Consider the following 19,788-nt stretch of genomic DNA (forward strand, 5'->3'; position numbering starts at 1 on the left):
TCCGACATGGACTGGCGTGCAGCGGTTGAAAAAGGAACCTATTGAATGTCAAAAAGAATCAAGAAGGCAGTTTTCCCGGTTGCAGGTATGGGAACCCGCTTTTTGCCCGCCACCAAGGCGATGCCAAAAGAAATGCTGCCGGTCGTTGACAAGCCGCTTATTCAATACGCTGTCGAAGAAGCCATTGCCGCAGGCATTGAAGAATTCATTTTTGTTACCGGTCGTGGAAAAACCGCGATTGAGGACCACTTTGACCGTTCCGCAGAACTTGAAGCCATCCTGAAAGAGCGCGGCAAGGAAGACGCGCTTTCCAAGGCACTTGAAATGATTCCGGAAAATGGTCGCGTAACCTACACCCGTCAGGGCAACCCGCTGGGGCTTGGTCATGCTGTTTTGTGCGCCAAGTCGCTGGTTGGCGATGAGCCGTTTGTCGTGCTACTGGCTGATGACCTTATCCAGTCAAAAGTCCCCTGCATGAAGCAGATGGTTGATAGTTATGGCCGCACTGGTGGCAACATGGTTGCCGTGATGGATGTCCCGCGCGAGGAAGTGCACCGTTATGGTGTTCTTGAAATCGAAGGCACCAATGGTCGCCTTGTCAGCGCATGCGGCATGGTTGAAAAACCCAAGCCTGAAGAAGCGCCGTCAACCCTTTCGGCCATTGGGCGCTACATCCTTGATCCGGGCATCTTCGATGTGCTTGAAAACATTCCGCGTGGTGCTGGTAATGAAATCCAGCTTACCGATGCATTGGCGGCCATGATTGGTCATGTGCCGTTCTATGGTTACAACTTTGAAGGCCGCCGTTTCGATTGCGGCAACAAGATCGGCTTCCTGAAAGCCACCATGTCATTTGCTCTTGCTCGTGAAGATATGCGTGACGATGTTCGTCAGCTTATTCACGAATTCGCTGATGGCGAAGCAGCGCAATAACCATTTATGTCAACTTTGACCGACCGGAACAGAATGATGAATTGTTTCGGTCGGGACTTACTTAGCAGGATAGAACCTCCATGCGCGTAGCTATGATCGGGACCGGATATGTTGGTCTTGTTTCCGGTGCCTGTTTTTCCGAATTCGGTACGGACGTCGTTTGTGTCGACAAGGATGTGGAAAAAATCGCCCGTCTCGAAGACGGTATCATGCCAATCTACGAGCCCGGTTTGGATGTTCTGGTTGAAAACAACGTCAAGGCAGGTCGACTGACCTTCACCACCAGCCTCAAGGAAGGGGTCAAGGACGCGGACGCTGTCTTTATTGCCGTCGGCACCCCGACCCGTCGTGGCGATGGCCATGCCGATCTGAGCTATGTCTATGCCGCTGCAGAAGAAATCGCCGAAGCCATGGATGGTTTCACGGTTATCGTGACCAAATCGACGGTGCCGGTCGGCACGGGCCGCGAAGTGGAACGCATCATTCGTGAAAAACGTCCGGATGCCGAATTTGCGGTGGTCTCAAACCCGGAATTCCTGCGCGAAGGTTCGGCGATTGGCGATTTCATGCGCCCCGATCGGGTCGTGATCGGCACCAGTGATGAACGGGCGCGCGAGGTTATGTCTGATCTCTATCGTCCGCTATACATCATTGAAACGCCGATTGTGTTCACAACCCGTGAAACCTCGGAAATGATCAAATACGCGGCCAACACCTTCCTTGCAGCCAAGATCACCTTCATCAACGAAATTGCCGATCTCTGCGAAAAAGTCGGGGCGGATGTGCATGACGTCGCACGCGGTATCGGTCTTGACGGCCGTATTGGCAAAAAATTCCTGCATCCAGGGCCTGGTTATGGCGGGTCCTGCTTCCCGAAAGACACCTTGGCATTGGTGCGTACGGCCCAGGAATATGACAGCCCGCTTCGCATCATCGAGACGGTTGTTGATGTGAATGCCAAGCGCAAAAAGGCAATGGCAGATCGCGTGATTTCGGCTTGTGGCGGTTCTGTTGCGGGCAAGACCATCGGTATTCTGGGGCTTGCCTTTAAACCCAACACCGATGACATGCGTGATGCGCCAAGCCTTGATATCGTGCCCGCCCTGATCGCGGCAGGTGCAAGCGTAAAGGCCTATGACCCCGAAGCCATGGAAGAAGCCAAGAAGCTTCTCGATGGCATTTCTTATTGCGACAACGCCTATGAGACGGTCGAGGGTGCGGATGCGATGGTTGTCCTGACCGAGTGGAACGAGTTCCGCGGTATGGACCTTGATCGTATCAAGGACGGACTCAAACACCCGATCGTTGTTGATCTGCGTAACGTTTATGACCCGACCGAGATGGCTGAAAACGGTTTCAGCTATTCCTGTGTTGGTCGTGCATCTATCGGAGGCTAATCCAAATCATGACGAATTCTGCCGGACACAAGTTTGATAGCTCTGTTTTGCGCGAATATGACGTGCGTGGCGTTGTGGGCGAAACCTTGCATCCCGATGATGCCAACGCGCTGGGCAAGGCATTCGGCACCATAGTGCGCAGATCCGGTGGTAAGCGTGTCGCCTTGGGGCGTGATGGTCGTCTGAGCTCGCCAGAGCTGGCTGCAGCGCTTGCAGAAGGCATTCTTTCGACCGGTTGTGACGTCGTGCGCATTGGCCGCGGTCCGACCCCGATGCTTTATTTCACGGTTTATGATCAAAAGACCGATGCGGGCATCATGGTTACCGGTTCGCACAACCCGTCAAACTACAACGGCTTCAAGATGCTCAATGCTGGCAAGTCCGTGTTTGGCGACGCCATTCAGGAGCTTGGCAAAATTGCCGCTGCCGGTGATTTTGAAACCGGGCAGGGCAGTGCATCCGATATCGAGATCGAAGATCGCTTTGTTGAGCGTCTTCTGGCCGAACTTGATTGTGATGTGCCCAATCCGATGACCATTGTCTGGGATTGCGGCAATGGTTCTGCCGGTGATGTTGTGCGCAAGCTGACGGCAAAGCTGCCGGGGACGCATCATCTGCTGTTTGATGATATCGACGGCAACTTCCCGAACCACCATCCCGATCCGACGGTTGAAGCCAACCTGGTTGATCTCAAGGCTGCTGTTGCCAAACACAATGCCGACTGGGGTGTCGCCTTTGACGGTGATGGCGACCGGATTGGTGTGATTGATGGCAAGGGCAACGTGCTTTGGGGCGATCAGCTGCTTCAGATCTATGCCGCAGATGTTCTGCAGCGTCAGCCGGGGGCTGCCATCATTGCCGATGTGAAGGCCAGCCAGACCCTGTTTGACGAGGTCAACCGGATCGGCGGCAAGGCCATCATGTGGAAAACCGGACATTCCCTGATCAAAACCAAAATGATCGAGGAAAAGGCACCGATCGCCGGCGAAATGAGCGGCCACATCTTCTTTGCCGAACGCTATTATGGCTATGACGATGCAACCTATGCGGCCGTGCGCCTTTATCGCATTCTGGTGCAAAGTGGCAAAAGCCTTGCCGAATGGCGTGCCGCGATGCCGGTTGCCGTCAATACGCCGGAAACCCGCATTGACTGCCCGGATGATCGCAAGTTCGCCCTGATCGAGGAAGTGCGTGCACGCCTGGCCGAAGCCGGTGCCGAAGTTAGTGGAATTGATGGCGTACGTGTCAGCACCGAAGACGGTTGGTGGCTGCTGCGTGCATCCAACACCCAGCCCGCCATTGTGGCCCGTTGTGAAGCAGCTGATGAAGCCGGCCTGGAGCGCCTTAAGGGGCAGGTGACCGATCAGCTGGTGAAAAGCGGGTTGTCTTCGGACGACTTCTTTGCTCCGGGTGGCGGACACTAAGTCTCAAGCGATAACGCCAAAACTGAAAAAGCCCGTCAGAACACTCTGACGGGCTTTTTTGTGTCTTTGTTTGTGGTGCGGGCTGGTTAGCCGGCGTCACCCGCGTTTACCGGGATGCAAGCGACGTTCTCGCGCTTGAGTGCAGCGCAGGCTGCGCGTGCCTCGGTCTCGCCATCAAAGCCCAGCAGGCGGGCGCGATAGACGATGCCGGTGCCACTGGACTGCTGTTCGACGGCGGCACGGGTCAGGCGCAGGACATCGGGTGCAGTGCGCGCAGCGGCAAGGACCGCTTCCTGTGCACGGCGCTGGTCGCTAAACGCGCCAACCTGAATGCCCCAACCTGCATCGGTTTCGGGTTTCAGTCGGGTTACGACCGTTTGCGTATCAATGCGGCCCGGCTGTTCGGCTTCGCGCAGCGTATTGCGTTTGGCAATCAGCAACTGGGCGTCAGCCGGCAGGATCTTGTCTTCCGGGCTGATGCGCGGACGCGGAACAACGATCTCGCCTTCTTTGGTCAGTTTGACATAGGCCTGATCAAGAAGCTTTTTCATCTGATCATCGCGGGTACGCGCGGTACGTCCGCCAAAGACAACACCGATCAGGCGTTTGCCATTGCGATTGACCGACGCGACAAGGTTAAAGCCCGATGCATTGATATAGCCGGTCTTGATCCCGTCGGTGCCATAGTAGGACGCCAGAAGGTTGTTGTGGTTGCCATAGGTACGGTTGCCAAAGCGGAACTTCTGGGTGGCAAAGTAATGATAGTAGCTGCCGTAATTCTTGCGAAGCGCCACGGCCAGTTTGATCATGTCGCGCGCGGTGGTCATCTGCCCGCGGTTCGGCAGGCCCGACGCATTGCGGAACGTGGTGCGCGTCATGCCAAGGCGGCGCGCCTCGGATGTCATCATCTGGGCAAACTTGATTTCCGTACCGCCAAGATGCTCGGCAACAACAACGGCGATGTCATTGGCGGATTTGGTTACCAGTGCCAGGATCGCGTCCTTGACCGAAATGGTCTCACCGGCCTTAAGGCCCAGTTTGGACGGGGCCTGACCCCAGGCGCGTTTGGAAACCTTCATGCGAGTCGAAAGCGACACCTTGCCGTGTTCGAGTGCATCAAAGACCATATAAAGGGTCATGATTTTGGTCAGGGATGCCGGATAGACCTTATGATCCGGGCGGTATTCATGCAGCGTTTCGCCAGTATCGCCATCAATGATCATCGCCGTATAGGTCCGCGCAAGAGCAGCGGACGGCGAAAGAACCGTGACTGAGATGATTGCGACCAGACACAAAAGCACAGGAACAAGGCCACGCATGCAGAGCGTGCGTGCGGCGGACTGAGCTTTGGCCATTGCATTTGGCCCGGCAAGGGTCATTAAACGCATTATATCGGGCTCGGCTTTGAGGTTTCCCCAAGAACTAAATAAGTTCACTGTCTCATCCCAGCCTTAAACAAATGTTTAAGAGCATCAAAATTTGACGGTCGTCACTCGGGCCTTGAGATGGCCATTTTTATACGCGAAAGTACATTTTATATCTCCAGATCGGTAAAAAATCGAGGATCGAATGTTTGAAAAGAGGGTTTCAGTTCACACCCGTAGCGCAACGACCCGTGCCAATTGGGCTAGGGCAGGGATCGCAGCACTTGTGATTGCCGGGCTTGGCGGCTGCACCTTTACCCAGACAAGTGATGTCAGTAATCCGCTTGTGCGCAAGGCGTCCTGGTTCTCGTATCTGAATGCCGATGATCTGCGTCAGGCCTGTTCGGCGGGAACTGCGGATGGTCAAATCCGCATCATTTACAATGCGGACTACTACAAGGAAGTCCGTGTCTTTGAGCTGACGCCCTATCCCGGTAACGAACAATTCAACCTGACCACGCGCGTGTTCGGCCCGCTTCAGGTCAAGGATATCAATGTTGAGCTGAATGCGCCGCTTGGCGCCTTTGGCGGGGAAGAGGCGGTCGACCGGATTGATCGCGCATCCTACCTCGCCATCACCGATGCTCTGCAGGCCGAAGGCTTCGGGACCCAAAGCCGTGATGGTTTGCGTCTTTATTCCGATGACTATTACTGGGTGGCAATCGGATGTTCTTCGAGCAACATAACGCTGGCAGCCTGGGCATCGGGTGTTGATGACATGCATGCGCTTGATTTCCCGGATGTTTTGGCAAACCTGTCATCCGTGGAGCGCGAATTGCCTGAACCGCCTGCCGTTGAAAATGCGCGGTCCCAGGGGGCAGCGCAATTGCACTACGTTCAGAATAACGACTCTCGTGATTTCTACCGCACCGTGCGTGGAAACATGCTTCGCTAAGGCGGTGCGGACCAAAAGATTGGAACGGCAGCATGTAAGGCACCTGCTGCTGTTTCACGATGTCAAATTGCTGCAATGCAGCGATGGCTTTTGCTAGTGCCTTGTTCAATAAGTCATTTTGAAGTTTATCCCGGACTTCTGGCGTTTTCATCTATCCTGAACCTCGGTTTGTGTCCGAAATGTCACTAAACTGTGCTTGACGAGGCGGGGTATTTCCATCTAGGGTTATGTTGCAATGCAACATTGATCCGGGGTGGATATCCCGGCGATCAGGAGGTCGAGGCAATGGCTGATTCCAGGAAGAAAACATCCGGGAAAACTGCAACGAAGCCGGTTTCCAAAGCGTCGCCCAAATCGACAGCGCCCGCAGTGGGAAGCACACCTGCCAAGCGCAGGGTGATGACATCTTCCGAGATCGAAGCTGCTGCCCAGAAGGTATCTGGCGCTGATGAAAAAATGGCGTCGGAGACTCAAGAGACTCCTTCGGCAATGTCCGAAGTTGCCGCAGCTAAAGCGCCGGAGAGTTCGGCTGCGCCAGTTAGTGCAGCACCCGAACCTATTAAGGACGAAGCGGCTGCGAAGGCAAAGCCATCGAGTGCGCCGAGTACCAAAAGTGCGCAATCCGGCCCGTCTGAAGAGGTGGTCGGGAGTGCTGCTGCTCCTGTAAAACCCCAGCCTGCATCCAAGGCACCTGCCTCTTCGCCAGCGCCGAAGACATCGAAACCCTATGAGAAGTCACCTGTTGCAACCACCGGGGCCGCGCGACCTGCTGCGAAAAGTACGCCGGCAGCAAAATCGACAGCGCCCGTACCATCCACCAAAACTGAAAAGGCCAGTACCGTGAGCACGAAAAGCAAATCTGCGGCAACGAGCAAGTCGGCCGCTTCTTCCGCCCCGAAAAAAACAACCGCTGCAAAGGCAACCGCCAAAGCAGCCCCGAAAAAGGCCGCTGCTGCCCCGGCAAGTGCCGCAACCAAATCAGCACCCGCGCCAAAGGCATCAGCACCAGCCAAGCTTGCTGGAAAGGAGGCCGCGCCGCAATCAGCAGCGCCTACCAAACCGGCACCTGTGTCGACACCGGCCAAGCCGGCAGTTGCGCCAAAATCGGTCGAGGCAAAGCCAAAAGCCGAGCCAAAACAGGCCGACGTATTTGGCTTTGGCGCGCTGTTCATGGATGGCACCGGCATGGAGCCGTATTTCGAGCTTTGGAAAACCCCCGAGGTCGAAGCCATGGTTGCCGCTGGCAATGATGCCTTTGAAGACAGTGTTTCTGCAGCCAACGAAGCATTCGGTAAAATCTTTGAAACCATGACCGGTCAGGCCGATGTATTTTCCGGGGCAGGGTCGCGGGTTGCCGCGCAGTATGAAGAGCTCCTCGATGCCCAGAAGAAAAGTTTCGAGGAAGTCTGGCAGGCAACCATGACGATGTTTGAAAAGACTGGCGGGATCGGAACCGAGCTTTCAAGCTGGATGCAGAAGGAATTTGAAGCATCGCAGGATGATCTTGATGAGCTGGCCAAAGTCGAAAGCCTTGCCGATCTTCAGGAGCTGCATTCGCGCATCCTCAATCGCTGCTATGCCAGCAGTATGGCCGAGGGTGAAAAGATGCAGGAAATCATGTTTTCTGCCATCTCGGATAGTCTGGATGCGATCAGCAAGGCAACCAATGCCGCGATGAAATGATGCAAGCGACAATGTTGGATATTCCAGCAATCAGAATTTCCGGGCGGGTATGGCTTTTGGCCATGCCCGCTTTTTCTTTGCCTGATTTCCTGCCATGCCATTTTGGATCAACAATAATCAGGAAGTTTGTTGCTTGATCTTGCAGTGCGTTATTCGCGGCCTAAATGAATCGAAGATGGACAACAAACAACACTCGGATGCACAATAAATTCCTAGTGAGAACCGCGTAGCGTACTTTGAAAGAGTTTGGCAATGACCTATCATGGAGTTCACGCAGGAAATAAGGGTTCCGGTAAGTAGACGATGACTGAACAGGATAATGACGGCACTGATCTGCCGAACACGGGGATCGTAACAAAGACACGGCCCAAGACGAAAAAGCCGTCCATGTACAAGGTGCTGTTGCTGAATGACGACTACACGCCGATGGAGTTCGTCGTTCACGTACTGGAACGGTTTTTCGAAAAAGGTCGTGAAGAAGCCACCGAGATCATGCTTCAGGTGCACCGCAAGGGTGTCGGAGTGTGCGGTGTCTTCACATATGAAATTGCAGAGACCAAAGTTAACCAGGTCATGGACCTGGCCCGCCAGAATCAGCATCCGCTGCAGTGTACCTTAGAGAAGGAGTGACATATGCTATCGCGCAATCTTGAGGAAAGCCTGCACCGTGCGCTCGCATATGCGTCGGAGCGCCGGCACGAATATGCCACTCTTGAACATCTTCTGTTGTCACTGACCGAAGATCAGGATGCACTGGCGGTACTTAAGGCCTGCCGGGTTGATATTGATCGCCTGCGGTCAGACCTTCTGGAATTCGCCGATAGCGAACTTTCCGGTCTGATCAGCGCACGCTTGGTAGATCCAAAGCCGACCGCCGGTTTCCAGCGCGTGATCCAGCGTGCAGCCATCCACGTTCAGTCGTCCGGCCGCGAAGAAGTGACCGGTGCAAACGTGCTGGTCGCGCTGTTCTCGGAGCGGGAGTCGCATGCGGTTTACTATCTGCAACTGCAGGATATGACGCGCCTTGATGCGGTGAATTACATTTCACACGGCATCGCCAAGGCGACCGAGCTTAATGAACGTCGCATCCCGCGTGGTGCCGACGAAGAGCCGGTATCGGGCATGCCGCCAGAAGGTGACGAAAGCGGCCCGGCCGAAGGCGAGGCGCTTAAGGCCTATTGTGTGAACCTTAATGTCAAGGCGCAGAGCGGCAAGATCGATCCTTTGATCGGCCGCCAGAGCGAGATTGACCGCACCATTCAGGTCCTGTGCCGTCGTACCAAAAACAACCCGCTTTATGTCGGGGATCCGGGCGTTGGTAAAACCGCCATCGCCGAGGGGCTTGCGCGCCGGATCAATGATGGTGATGTGCCCGAGGTGCTCGAGAACGCCACGATCTTTGCCCTTGATATGGGCGCGCTTCTGGCCGGAACGCGCTATCGCGGTGATTTCGAGGAGCGCCTCAAGGCTGTGGTCAAGGAGCTTGAAGAGTACGAAGGTGCTGTTCTGTTCATTGATGAAATCCACACCGTGATCGGTGCCGGTGCGACGTCAGGCGGCGCAATGGATGCGTCCAACCTGCTCAAGCCTGCGCTGGCAAGTGGGTCACTGCGTTGTATCGGGTCGACGACCTATAAGGAATTCCGCGGGCATTTTGAAAAGGACCGTGCCCTTGTCCGTCGTTTCCAGAAAATCGATGTCGAAGAACCGTCCGAAGCAGATACCGTCAAGATCCTTAAGGGGCTGAAGCCCTATTACGAGGAGCATCATCAGGTCAAATACACCAACGAAGCGCTGCGTTCTGCGGTTGAGTTGGCGTCGCGTTACATCAGTGACCGCAAGCGGCCTGACAGTGCGATTGACGTGATTGACGAGGTTGGTGCGTCGCGCATGCTGGTTGCACCAAGCAAGCGTAAGCGCACGGTTGGTAAACGTGATGTCGAGGAAATCGTCGCCAAGATCGCCCGCATCCCACCAAAATCAGTCTCGACCGACGACCGCAAGGCACTGGCCAATCTGGAGCGCGACCTTAAAACCGTTGTGTTTGGTCAGGATGGTGCGATTGAAGCACTTGCGAGTGCGATCAAGCTTGCGCGCGCAGGCCTTCGTGAACCGGAAAAGCCGATTGGTAGCTATCTGTTCTCTGGCCCGACCGGTGTCGGTAAGACGGAGGTCACCAAACAGCTGGCAACCGTCATGGGGATCGAGTTCATCCGCTTTGACATGTCGGAATATATGGAGCGCCACAGTGTGTCGCGCCTGATCGGTGCGCCGCCGGGCTATGTCGGCTTTGATCAGGGTGGTCTTCTGACCGATGCCGTGGATCAGCATCCGCACGCGGTTGTGCTGCTTGATGAAATTGAAAAGGCCCACCCGGACCTGTTCAATATTCTTCTGCAGGTCATGGACCACGGCAAACTGACTGACAATAATGGCAAGACGGTTGATTTCCGCAACGTCGTACTGGTCATGACGACCAATGCCGGCGCATCGGATATGGCCAAACCGCCGATCGGCTTCAAGCGTGAAATGCGCACCGGTGAAGATGAAGAAGCAATCAAACGCACCTTCACGCCGGAATTCCGCAACCGTCTGGATGCGGTCATTCCGTTCGCCAACCTGAAGCCGGAAGTCGTCAAGATGGTTGTCGACAAGTTCATCCTGCAGCTTGAAGCGCAGCTGGCGGATCGTAACGTTTCGATCGAGCTGACCGAAGCCGCACGGGCCTGGATGGCGGAGCGCGGTTACGACGTCGCATTCGGTGCGCGTCCGCTGGGCCGGGTCATTCAGGAGCACGTCAAGAAGCCGCTTGCCGAAGAATTGCTGTTTGGCAAACTGTCGAAGGGCGGGGCTGTCTTGGTCGATATCGAAGACGATGCTGTTGTCTTCCGTTATCCGGAAGATGAAAACGGCGAGAAACAGCAGAAGAAAGACCCGGAAATGGCGGGCTGAAAACGCCTTTCCCGGTTTTCAGGTTGTTGTTAATCATTGGCAGTATAGATTGGTGCCCGGGAATACTGTTCCCGGGCACAATCATATCAAGAACGCCAGAATATCATGAGCCAGGCTGCACAAAGAAAATTTCGAAACGAAGTCGAGGAGTTCCTGTCCCGGCTTGAGCTGCGCGCGCGTAAGCTGATCTCGCTCGCGGACGTTCTTGATAAGAACGCCGATAAGTCCGATGTTACCGGTTATCGCCCGTTTCGAGAAGAGGTGGATAACTTCAAGGCGTTGTCGATTGTGATCATGGAGCGGATGAACAAGCTCGAAAGTCATCCCAAGAAAGAAGAGCTTGAAGAGCAGTTCCACAAGTTGCAGGTCTTGATGCTGCGTCTTGTCATCAAGACCAGCCTGAAGTTCTTTTTTATCATGAGTGCCAAGGAGCACCTGCCGCTTGGCGCGCGCGAAATGTTCCAAAGCGAGTTGCGTACCCTCTATGAGGCAGAGCGAATGATCTCCGATCCGCGCTATATCAGTCAGCTTGACGACTCCGCCAAGGAAGACCTTGATACGGCCAAAGATATTCTCGAAGAAATCATCGAGAAGGCGCCGGCACTGCTGAATTTCAATAAACCAAGAAAGAAAAAGCGCACCAGTTAGTGTGCCATAAGTTGCTTGCAAATAACGCAATTCTCTAAAGTATAGGTAGATTTTTGCATTTTGCGAAAATAGAAGTTCGCATTTTGCAATCTTTGCATTTTGAAATGCAAAGATTATGAGTTAATGTAATTTTACTCGGAAGGGGATGTGCCGAAATTTCCCGGAAAACCGGCGATTTCAAAGGTTTTTCGAAAGTTGGCACACATCCTGCTTAGTTCCGGGTGGACAGTTGTTCTTTGCAGGGGCGCGTATCGCGCCTGGAACAACGTAATCTTCTGCAGTTTGCTCGTGTCCCAACCAAACTCAGCGGCGGTCTTATACCGCCGCTTTTTTCTTGCCTGATTTCCGGGCTCACCATTTCCCCAGTTTCTGCCGATCGCACTGTTGTTTTGGCGCACGCAATCCACATATAGAAAATGTGGAAGCTCGTCTCATGCGGCTCCAAAGTTCCCAGGATTCTAAAAAAGGTTGTATTTGCGTTATATCCTTTGTATAAGGTGCTATACGAATAGATAGTCAATCTTCGCCGTCGGCATAGACTAGGGGAGTAAAACGAATGAAGTCCAAGTGTGGTGTGGCTTTGGCCGGGATGCTGACAGCAGCAGTGCTTGCTGTGCCGCATACCGCATTTGCCAAGGCAGAGTTGCCGGGGGATCCCAACGCGCTCATTACTGATCAGTTCATCCGCGATATCCGCGAATGGCTTGCCAATCCGGTTGTGGCGCTTTCCATTACGTCGCAGAACAAGCTCCGTAAGGATATGACACAGGGCGAGATTGATGCCGCCGACGAGCAATGGCGTGCGGAACGCGAAGCTGAAGATCAGCCGCTGGTGGCAGCAATTCTGACCAACCCACTGTCGAGCTACCTGACACAGGTACAGGCACGCTCTGGCGGGATGTATGCCGAAATCTTTGTAATGGATGCAGCTGGCCTGAACGTTGGGCAAAGCTCCATCACCTCGGATTTCTGGCAGGGGGATGAGGCGAAGTTCCAGAACACCTATCCGAATGGCCCAGATGCGGTTTTCATTGATGAAGCCGAATACAACGAAAATTCTGACGCCTGGCTGTCGCAGCTCAACATGACGATGAGCGATGCGGACCGTCAGCCGATCGGTGCCGTGACCATCGAGGTCAATCTCAATGAACTTGCGCGCCGTCGCGGTCTGTAGGGAGAACAGTCATGAAATTCTTTGAAAACCTCTCTATCCCGGCAAAGCTGATGTCCTGTTTTGCCATCATGATTGCTGTCATTTTGATGGTCGCTGGTGCTGGCATCTTCGCGACCATGAAGGTCGATAGTGCGAATGTTGACCGCGAATATCTGTCAGAATTTGAACGCGATTACCGTGATCTTGATCGTGCTTACCTTTCGGCACGACAGGCCCTCGTTTACTTCCTGACCACAGGTGATCGTACCGGTCTGACCAGCTATGAAGAGTCACTGGAGCGCATTGATAGCGAAACGGACGCACTCAAGACATATGAATCGATCAGCCCAGCCGTAGCTAAATTGATTGAAGACATGGATGCGGCAATTGATCGTTGGGAAGAAATCGCTGCCCAGCAGGCACAGCTGATGCGTCATTACCTGACCGTCAACCACGCCCGTGCCATCGAGGCATCTGGCGAGCCGCGGGAACTTTCCGATCAGGTCACGATGATTGCGGGCGAGCTTGCTAAAAACATTGATCAGCTGGTGGCAGAAGTTAAGGCGGATGTCGAACAAGCGATGCTGATCTTCCAGGTGCCGCTGGGTATCGGGGTTGTCTTGCTGATCGCGATGGCGGCTCTGTTTGGTGGTACCTTGTCACGCATGATCGCAACTCCGATCCGTAAAATGACTGAAGCCATGGGGAACCTTGCTTCTGGTAACCTTGATATCGAAACGCTAGATATGAAGCGTGCCGATGAAGTTGGTGCGATGGCGAAATCGCTTGAAGTCTTCCGCGAGAACGCCCGTGAACGTGCCCGTATGGCTGAGCAGGAAAAAGTCGAAGCCAAACGCCAGGTCGAACGTAGCCAGCGCATGGGTACGCTGACCAAGGGGTTTGATGACAAAATCCAGGACGTTCTGCAAGCCGTGAACGCAGCGCTTAATGATGTCCGTTCGGCATCTGAAACGCTGACTTCCCATGCTCAGCGTGCCAACCAGGATGCCCAGGATGTGGCAGAGCAGGCCCAAGAGTCTTCGACCAACATCGAAACCGTGGCTTCTGCAACCGCACAGCTGTCGGCCTCGATTTCAGAAATCTCGTCGCAGATTGCACGCGTGACTGAAATCACCCAGGTCGCGGTAGGCGAAACCGAACGTACCAACGAACGCGTTTCGAAACTCAATGATGCTGCGCAAAGCGTTGGCGAGGTTGTCAACCTGATCAGTGACATTGCCGACCAGACCAACCTGCTGGCACTGAACGCAACCATTGAATCGGCCCGTGCGGGTGAAGCGGGTAAAGGCTTTGCTGTGGTGGCCGGTGAGGTGAAAAACCTTGCTTCCCAGACCGTCAAGGCGACCGAACAGATCACTGCCAAGATTGCCGAGATGCAAAGCGAAACCGGTGCGGCTTCCGAGGCTGTGCGTGGCTTTGCCGACACCATCACCAAGATTGATGAACTGATGTCGGTTGTCGCCAGCGCGGTTGAAGAGCAGGGCGCTGCGACCGAGGAAATCTCGCGCAGTGTCGAAGGGGCTGCCAACGGTAACGTAGCCATCACCAATGCCGTTAAAAACGTTGCTGATGCCACGACCGAAAGCGGTGATCTTTCCAATGGTCAGCTTGACAGTGTCGGGCGTCTGGCCGCCGCCAACGATGAGCTTCGCAGCCACGTGAACGGCTTCCTGAACGACGTCCGTTCGGTCTGACGCACAAGACTTAACATGACAAAAGGCGCGGGAATTTCCCGCGCCTTTTCTTTTTGGGATATGTGGGCTTAGGCCGGGTTACGAGCCCGGTTGTTCCTGCCGATAGGGACTGTGTTCCGACAGGATATAGTCGCGATCCTGATCAATATGGTCGCGTTCTTGCCTCAGAAACTGCGCAACCGCGCGCTTGAGGCCCGGGTCTGCAATCAAGTGGGCGGAATGGGTGATGACGGGTTCGTAGCCGCGCTGGATCTTGTGTTCGCCCTGTGCGCCGGCCTCGACCGTTTTAAGGCCATGTTCAATCGCGATATCAATGGCCTGATAGTAACAGGTCTCGAAATGCAAAAGCGGGGTGCGATCAATCGTGCCCCAGTTACGGCCATAAAGCGTTTCCGACCCGATCATGTTAAGTGCACCGGCCACCATTTCCCCATCATTAAACGCGCAGACCAGAACTGTGCGATCGCGAATGCGCTCATGGAGCAAATCAAAGAAGTCACGCGTCAGATAGGCCTGACCCCATTTGCGATCCGATGTATCACGATAGAAATGATAAAACCGGTCCCAATGATGGGGTTTCAGATCATCGCCGCGCAGGGCTTGAAAACTGTAACCGGCTTCAAGAACCTGTTTGCGTTCCTTGCGCAGGTTCTTGCGCTTGCGCGAATTAAGCGCGCCAAGGAAATCGTCAAAATTCTGATAATCGCGATTGCGCCAGTGATATTGCATGCCGGTGCGCGCAAGGAACCCGGCCTGTTCCATCTGCCTGCTTTCATCGCCACTGCAAAACGTCACATGCAAGGTCGCTATGCCAAGCTTTTCAGGCAGGATCGTCATGCCATTGATCAGCGCAGTGCGCACGCTTTCGGGATCCGGGTGATCCTTGGCGATAAGCAGTCTTGGGCCAGGGACGGGTGAAAAGGGGACTGCTGATTGCAGTTTCGGGTAATAGCGACCGCCAGCCCGCTCATAGGCCTCTGCCCAGGCCCAGTCAAAAACATACTCGCCGTAAGAATGGCCTTTGACATAAAGCGGCACGATGCCGATGACGGAACCTGTTTCATCTTCGGCCACCAGATGGAAGGGCTGCCAGCCTGTTTCGGCCGTGGTCGATCTGCTGTCTTCCATGGCCGAAAGAAAGGCAAAACTGACGAACGGGTTGTCCGACCCCGCGCAGTTGTCCCAGTTCTGTTGGCCGATTTGGTGAATATCGGTGACGGTTCTGATTTCGACAGGCAAAGCAAGTTCCCCGAAGCGGGGCCCCAAAGGTGACAACGGCCCGTTGAAGGGGCCTGATTTTCATACGCATTAGCCGGTATATGCGTTCAGAAGATAGGCGCAATGCGTATTTACGCAAGGGAAAGCCTTTGACGGACGTGCCGCGAAGTCCTATTTCATTGTGCCACAGACCGATTTTAAACGGTTTGAAAAACGGCTCGGGGATTTTCCCGTGTCGCCCTCGCGAAGAAAAGGATGGTGCGCCGTGAACAGCAAACTTTCGTTGGAGAAGGACAAGATCAAGGTTGTCCTGCTCGAAGGTATCCATGAAAACGCTGTAAAGATGTTCAAAGAGGCCGGCTACTCTAATGTCGACCATTACCCTGCTGCGCTCGACGCGGACGAACTGAAGTCCGTTGTCTCCGAAGCGCACTTTTTGGGCATTCGTTCCCGTACCAAACTCACCGAAGAAGTCATTGATGCCGCATCCAAGCTGACCTCGATCGGCTGTTTCTGCATCGGCACCAACCAGGTCGATCTGCAGGCCGCTGCCATGCGCGGCATTCCGGTGTTCAACGCGCCGTATTCCAACACCCGTTCGGTTGCCGAACTGGTGCTTGGTCAGATCATCATGCTGCTGCGTGGTATCCCGAAGCGCAATGCGGCTGCTCATGAAGGTGGCTGGCTGAAAAACGCCCATGGTTCCTATGAGGCGCGCGGCAAGACGCTGGGCATCATCGGTTATGGCCATATCGGTTCGCAGCTTTCGGTGCTGGCGGAATCGCTTGGCATGAACGTCATTTACTTTGACGTGGTCAACAAGCTTGCCATGGGCAATGCCAATTCCTGCTCGTCGATGGATGAGCTTCTGGAAAAGTCTGACGTCGTGTCCCTGCATGTTCCGGCCAACGAGCAGACCAAGAACATGATCACCGCTGCCGAAATCGCCAAGATGAAAAAGGGCGCGCATCTGATCAATGCCGCACGTGGCAATGTCATCGTCATCGACGATCTGGCCGCCGCCCTTGAAAGCGGTCATCTGGCCGGTGCGGCGCTTGACGTGTTCCCGGTTGAGCCGGCAGGCAAGGACGAACAGTTCGAAAGCCCGCTGCGTGGCATGGATAACGTTATCCTGACCCCGCATATCGGTGGCTCCACACAGGAAGCACAGGAAAATATCGGGATTGAGGTCGCAGACAAGTTGATCACTTATTCCGATAACGGTTCGACCCTTGGGGCTGTGAACTTCCCGGAAGTCTCGCTTCCGGTCAAGGACCGCACCCATACCCGCTTCATGCATATTCACCGCAACGTTCCGGGCGTGCTGCTTAAGATCAACGATGTGTTTGCCCGTCGTGGCATCAACATCAGCGGTCAGTATCTGCGTTCCGAAGGCGGCGTTGGCTATGTGGTCGTCGAAGTCGACAAGGAAATCAAACCGGGCGAGGGCGTTCGCAAGGAACTGTCTGCCATCGAAGGGACCCTTCGCGTCCGCTTCCTGTTCTGATCTGAACAGATCGGTTTAGAAATACAAAAGGGCGGGTGCCAGATGGTACCCGCCCTTTTTGTTTGTCTTAATTTGGTTTGCTTAAAGCTTGCGATACATCACCAGTGCATCGGTTTCACCCAATGTCGGATGCATGAAGGCGCCGGGCAGGCGGCCGACGATCTCAAAGCCCAGTGTCGGCCAAAGGTGAACCGCGGCAGCGTTGCTGGCGATCACGAAATTGAACTGCATGGCGCGGTAGCCAAGCGCCTTGGCGCGCACAAGCGAGTCTTCACACATACGTCGCGCAATGCCGCGTCCACTGGCCGCAGGTGACGTCATGTAGCCGCAATTACACACATGTGATCCGCCGCCGCCCTGGTTTTGGCGGATGTAATAGGTGCCGACCACCTTGCCATCTTCCTCGGCCACCAGCGTTACCTTGTCCTTTCCCATCCAATAGGCAATGACGTCGTCGTCGGTCATGTCGCTATCAATGGCATAGGTATCACCTGCCCGCAGGATCGGGGCGACGATATCAAGAATGGCGGGGATGTCTTGTTCGGTGGCGGGGCGAATATTCATGTGGAACTCGTCGTGGTGTGGAGGTCGTGATGGGCGCTGCAGACTTCAGGGCTGCAGATGAGCCTCACTATCGCCGCCCGTCAGCGTTTCTTCAAGGATTTCCGGATCGACTTCAAACGGAAGGTTGGCACGCCCGGTCAACGCCTTGGCCAGTTCGTTGCGATATCGCTCGCGCGGGATTTCCTCGACCCCGAACTGTTTGAGGTGATCATTGACGAACTGCGTATCAAGCAGGCTGTATCCGCCCTGACGCATCAATGCGACCAGATAGACCAAGGCGACCTTTGATGCGTTGGTGGCACGTGAAAACATGCTTTCGCCAAAGAACGCCTTGCCGAGGCTCACGCCATAAAGACCGCCGACCAACTCGCCGTCTTTCCATGCCTCGATCGAATGCGCGCAGCCCATCTTGTGAAGCGCGCAATAGGCGTCAAGGATGTTGCTGTTAATCCAGGTGTCATCGCGGGTATCGGTCGGTTCTGCACAGGCGCGGATCACGTCGGGAAAGGCACGGTCGACATGGATTTTATAGGTGCCCTTGCGCACTTCCTTACGCAGGCTGCGCGGCACGTGGAAGCCATCAAGCGGCAAGACACCACGCCATTCCGGATCGATCCAGTAAAGTGTTGGATCATCATGGCTTTCGGCCATCGGAAACAGGCCGACGGAATAGGCTCGGATCAAAAGATCAGGGGTCAGCTGGTTTGACATGATCGCAGTGATAATTGCTCTGGTCCTGTTTGTCTGGTGTCAGTTTACATATGAGAGACCCGGTCGGTCCCGACAAGGTCATCACACATCCCAGTCTGAACCGGACTTTTATAATAGGGAAGCTTGATTAACGTTTTGATGTGGATCGGAAACAAAAAAACGGGAACCCGAAGGTTCCCGTTTGAAATCGGATAGAACGCTGATCACAGCGTTTTTTTCATGCCCATGAACTTTTCCAGCCAGTGGATGTCGTAATCCCCTTTCTGGATGTCCGGGTTGGACAGAAGCGTCTGATGCAGCGGAATGGTGGTTTTGATACCACCAATCGCATATTCCGCCAGCGCACGGCGCAGGCGCATCATGCATTCTTCACGGTCACGACCATGCACAATCAGCTTTGCGATCATGCTGTCGTAATAGGGCGGAATCGAATAACCGGTATAGATGCCGCTATCGACACGCACGCCAAGACCGCCCGGTGCATGATATTCCTTGATCTTGCCCGGTGACGGAACAAAGGTCTGCGGATCTTCGGCATTGATACGGCATTCAATCGCATGACCATGAATTTCAAGGTCTTCCTGCTTGAATGACAGCTCAAGACCAGCTGCAACGCGGATCTGTTCACGCACAAGGTCAACACCGGAAATCATTTCAGTTACCGGGTGTTCGACCTGCAGGCGGGTGTTCATTTCGATGAAATAGAACTCGCCGTTTTCATACAGGAACTCGATCGTACCGGCATTGCGATAGCCCATGCCGATCATGGCATTGGCAACAGTGGAGCCGATGCGTTCGCGTTCTTCCGGTGTCAGGGTCGGAGACGGAGCTTCTTCAAGTACCTTCTGGTGACGACGCTGCAAGGAGCAATCGCGTTCAAACAGGTGAACGGCGTTGCCATGCATGTCACCAATGACCTGCAATTCGATGTGGCGCGGCTTGCCAAGGTACTTTTCCATGTAAACGGCGGCATTGCCAAAGTTCTGCAATGCTTCCTTACGGGTCATGGAAAAGGCTTCGGCAAGGTCTTCCTCGCGCTCGACCACTTTCATGCCGCGACCGCCGCCGCCGCCCGATGCCTTGATCAGGACCGGATAGCCGATGTCCTTGGCGCATTTGCGGGCTTCGTCAACGGTGGTGATTTCACCATCAGACCCCGGCACACACGGAATACCAAGCTTCTCGGCGGTCTGTTTTGCCGTGATCTTGTCACCCATGGTGCGGATATGTTCCGGCGTCGGGCCGATGAAGGTAAAGCCGTGCTCTTCGACCATGGATGCGAAATCGGCACTTTCCGACAGGAAGCCGTAGCCCGGATGGATGGCTTCGGCACCGGTGATTTCAGCAGCCGAAAGAATGGCCGGAATGTTGAGATAGCTGTCTTTGGATGCTGCCGGACCGATGCAGACCGATTCGTCGGCCAGACGCACATGCATGGCGTCCGCATCGGCAGTGGAATGCACCGCGACAGTTTTGATGCCCATTTCGCGGCAGGCGCGCTGAATACGAAGCGCGATTTCACCACGGTTGGCAATCAGGATTTTGTCGAACATGCGGTTGATAC

16 protein-coding genes are annotated in these 19,788 nt (G+C 54.7%); 11 read left to right on the forward strand and 5 right to left on the reverse strand.

The window, feature by feature from the left end; genetic code table 11:
- Positions 1-45 precede the first annotated feature (45 nt).
- From galU to pgmG, 3 genes are all read left to right on the forward strand, one after another.
- Complete coding sequence (galU, locus tag CMO10_RS03235; RefSeq protein ID WP_297018847.1) at positions 46-933, forward strand: UTP--glucose-1-phosphate uridylyltransferase GalU; 888 nt, start codon at positions 46-48, stop codon at positions 931-933.
- A gap of 80 nt (positions 934-1,013) precedes the next feature.
- Positions 1,014-2,330, forward strand: a complete 1,317-nt coding sequence (locus CMO10_RS03240; protein ID WP_297018848.1) for a UDP-glucose dehydrogenase family protein — start codon at positions 1,014-1,016, stop codon at positions 2,328-2,330.
- 8 nt (positions 2,331-2,338) lie between these two features.
- Complete coding sequence (pgmG, locus tag CMO10_RS03245; protein WP_297018849.1) at positions 2,339-3,754, forward strand: phosphoglucomutase/phosphomannomutase PgmG; 1,416 nt, start codon at positions 2,339-2,341, stop codon at positions 3,752-3,754.
- An 86-nt stretch (positions 3,755-3,840) separates the two neighbouring features.
- Here pgmG and CMO10_RS03250 read toward each other — a convergent pair whose 3' ends face one another.
- The gene (locus CMO10_RS03250; RefSeq protein WP_044827523.1) at positions 3,841-5,109 is read right to left on the reverse strand and encodes a D-alanyl-D-alanine carboxypeptidase; all 1,269 of its coding nucleotides are present in this window, start codon (positions 5,107-5,109) and stop codon (positions 3,841-3,843) included.
- Positions 5,110-5,323: 214 nt separating this feature from the next.
- Here CMO10_RS03250 and CMO10_RS03255 point away from each other — a divergent pair, with 214 nt between their 5' ends.
- From CMO10_RS03255 to CMO10_RS03285, 7 genes are all read left to right on the forward strand, one after another.
- Complete coding sequence (locus CMO10_RS03255; protein ID WP_297018850.1) at positions 5,324-6,073, forward strand: hypothetical protein; 750 nt, start codon at positions 5,324-5,326, stop codon at positions 6,071-6,073.
- A gap of 399 nt (positions 6,074-6,472) precedes the next feature.
- On the forward strand, positions 6,473-7,756 hold the full coding sequence (locus CMO10_RS03260; protein ID WP_297018851.1) for a phasin family protein: 1,284 nt from the start codon (positions 6,473-6,475) through the stop codon (positions 7,754-7,756).
- A gap of 303 nt (positions 7,757-8,059) precedes the next feature.
- Positions 8,060-8,386, forward strand: coding sequence for an ATP-dependent Clp protease adapter ClpS (gene clpS, locus CMO10_RS03265; RefSeq protein ID WP_008890601.1), 327 nt, complete (start codon positions 8,060-8,062; stop codon positions 8,384-8,386).
- A gap of 3 nt (positions 8,387-8,389) precedes the next feature.
- Entirely contained in the window at positions 8,390-10,708 is a 2,319-nt protein-coding gene (gene clpA, locus CMO10_RS03270; RefSeq protein ID WP_297018852.1) for an ATP-dependent Clp protease ATP-binding subunit ClpA, read from the forward strand.
- A gap of 105 nt (positions 10,709-10,813) precedes the next feature.
- Positions 10,814-11,356, forward strand: a complete 543-nt coding sequence (locus CMO10_RS03275) for a hypothetical protein (protein ID WP_297018853.1) — start codon at positions 10,814-10,816, stop codon at positions 11,354-11,356.
- A 556-nt stretch (positions 11,357-11,912) separates the two neighbouring features.
- Positions 11,913-12,530, forward strand: a complete 618-nt coding sequence (locus tag CMO10_RS03280) for a hypothetical protein (RefSeq protein ID WP_297018854.1) — start codon at positions 11,913-11,915, stop codon at positions 12,528-12,530.
- A gap of 11 nt (positions 12,531-12,541) precedes the next feature.
- On the forward strand, positions 12,542-14,224 hold the full coding sequence (locus CMO10_RS03285) for a methyl-accepting chemotaxis protein (RefSeq protein ID WP_297018855.1): 1,683 nt from the start codon (positions 12,542-12,544) through the stop codon (positions 14,222-14,224).
- A 78-nt stretch (positions 14,225-14,302) separates the two neighbouring features.
- Here CMO10_RS03285 and CMO10_RS03290 read toward each other — a convergent pair whose 3' ends face one another.
- Entirely contained in the window at positions 14,303-15,463 is a 1,161-nt protein-coding gene (locus CMO10_RS03290; protein WP_297018856.1) for a GNAT family N-acetyltransferase, read from the reverse strand.
- Positions 15,464-15,707: 244 nt separating this feature from the next.
- Between CMO10_RS03290 and serA the strand changes: the two genes are divergently transcribed.
- Positions 15,708-16,949, forward strand: a complete 1,242-nt coding sequence (gene serA, locus CMO10_RS03295) for a phosphoglycerate dehydrogenase (RefSeq protein ID WP_044827482.1) — start codon at positions 15,708-15,710, stop codon at positions 16,947-16,949.
- Between the two features lie 81 nt (positions 16,950-17,030).
- Here the strand turns inward: serA and CMO10_RS03300 are convergent, their stop codons facing one another.
- From CMO10_RS03300 to accC, 3 genes are all read right to left on the reverse strand, one after another.
- Entirely contained in the window at positions 17,031-17,513 is a 483-nt protein-coding gene (locus CMO10_RS03300) for a GNAT family N-acetyltransferase (RefSeq protein WP_297018857.1), read from the reverse strand.
- Between the two features lie 45 nt (positions 17,514-17,558).
- The gene (aat, locus tag CMO10_RS03305) at positions 17,559-18,224 is read right to left on the reverse strand and encodes a leucyl/phenylalanyl-tRNA--protein transferase (RefSeq protein WP_044827484.1); all 666 of its coding nucleotides are present in this window, start codon (positions 18,222-18,224) and stop codon (positions 17,559-17,561) included.
- Positions 18,225-18,427: 203 nt separating this feature from the next.
- Positions 18,428-19,777 (reverse strand): acetyl-CoA carboxylase biotin carboxylase subunit, encoded by a 1,350-nt coding sequence (gene accC, locus CMO10_RS03310; protein WP_044827485.1) that lies wholly within the window; start codon positions 19,775-19,777, stop codon positions 18,428-18,430.
- Between the last annotated feature and the right edge of the window lie 11 nt (positions 19,778-19,788).

The sequence above is a fragment of the Thalassospira sp. genome, from assembly GCF_002709775.1.
In the GTDB taxonomy this organism is placed as follows: Bacteria; Pseudomonadota; Alphaproteobacteria; order Rhodospirillales; family Thalassospiraceae; genus Thalassospira.

What these genes read in the sequence shown, in the direction of transcription:
- galU (WP_297018847.1), top strand. Translation starts at nt 46, where the DNA reads ATGTCAAAAAGAATCAAGAAGGCAGTTTTCCCGGTTGCAGGTATGGGA.
- CMO10_RS03240 (WP_297018848.1), top strand. Translation starts at nt 1,014, where the DNA reads ATGCGCGTAGCTATGATCGGGACCGGATATGTTGGTCTTGTTTCCGGT.
- pgmG (WP_297018849.1), top strand. Translation starts at nt 2,339, where the DNA reads ATGACGAATTCTGCCGGACACAAGTTTGATAGCTCTGTTTTGCGCGAA.
- CMO10_RS03250 (WP_044827523.1), bottom strand. Translation starts at nt 5,109, where the DNA reads ATGGCCAAAGCTCAGTCCGCCGCACGCACGCTCTGCATGCGTGGCCTT.
- CMO10_RS03255 (WP_297018850.1), top strand. Translation starts at nt 5,324, where the DNA reads ATGTTTGAAAAGAGGGTTTCAGTTCACACCCGTAGCGCAACGACCCGT.
- CMO10_RS03260 (WP_297018851.1), top strand. Translation starts at nt 6,473, where the DNA reads ATGACATCTTCCGAGATCGAAGCTGCTGCCCAGAAGGTATCTGGCGCT.
- clpS (WP_008890601.1), top strand. Translation starts at nt 8,060, where the DNA reads ATGACTGAACAGGATAATGACGGCACTGATCTGCCGAACACGGGGATC.
- clpA (WP_297018852.1), top strand. Translation starts at nt 8,390, where the DNA reads ATGCTATCGCGCAATCTTGAGGAAAGCCTGCACCGTGCGCTCGCATAT.
- CMO10_RS03275 (WP_297018853.1), top strand. Translation starts at nt 10,814, where the DNA reads ATGAGCCAGGCTGCACAAAGAAAATTTCGAAACGAAGTCGAGGAGTTC.
- CMO10_RS03280 (WP_297018854.1), top strand. Translation starts at nt 11,913, where the DNA reads ATGAAGTCCAAGTGTGGTGTGGCTTTGGCCGGGATGCTGACAGCAGCA.
- CMO10_RS03285 (WP_297018855.1), top strand. Translation starts at nt 12,542, where the DNA reads ATGAAATTCTTTGAAAACCTCTCTATCCCGGCAAAGCTGATGTCCTGT.
- CMO10_RS03300 (WP_297018857.1), bottom strand. Translation starts at nt 17,513, where the DNA reads ATGAATATTCGCCCCGCCACCGAACAAGACATCCCCGCCATTCTTGAT.
- aat (WP_044827484.1), bottom strand. Translation starts at nt 18,224, where the DNA reads ATGTCAAACCAGCTGACCCCTGATCTTTTGATCCGAGCCTATTCCGTC.
- accC (WP_044827485.1), bottom strand. Translation starts at nt 19,777, where the DNA reads ATGTTCGACAAAATCCTGATTGCCAACCGTGGTGAAATCGCGCTTCGT.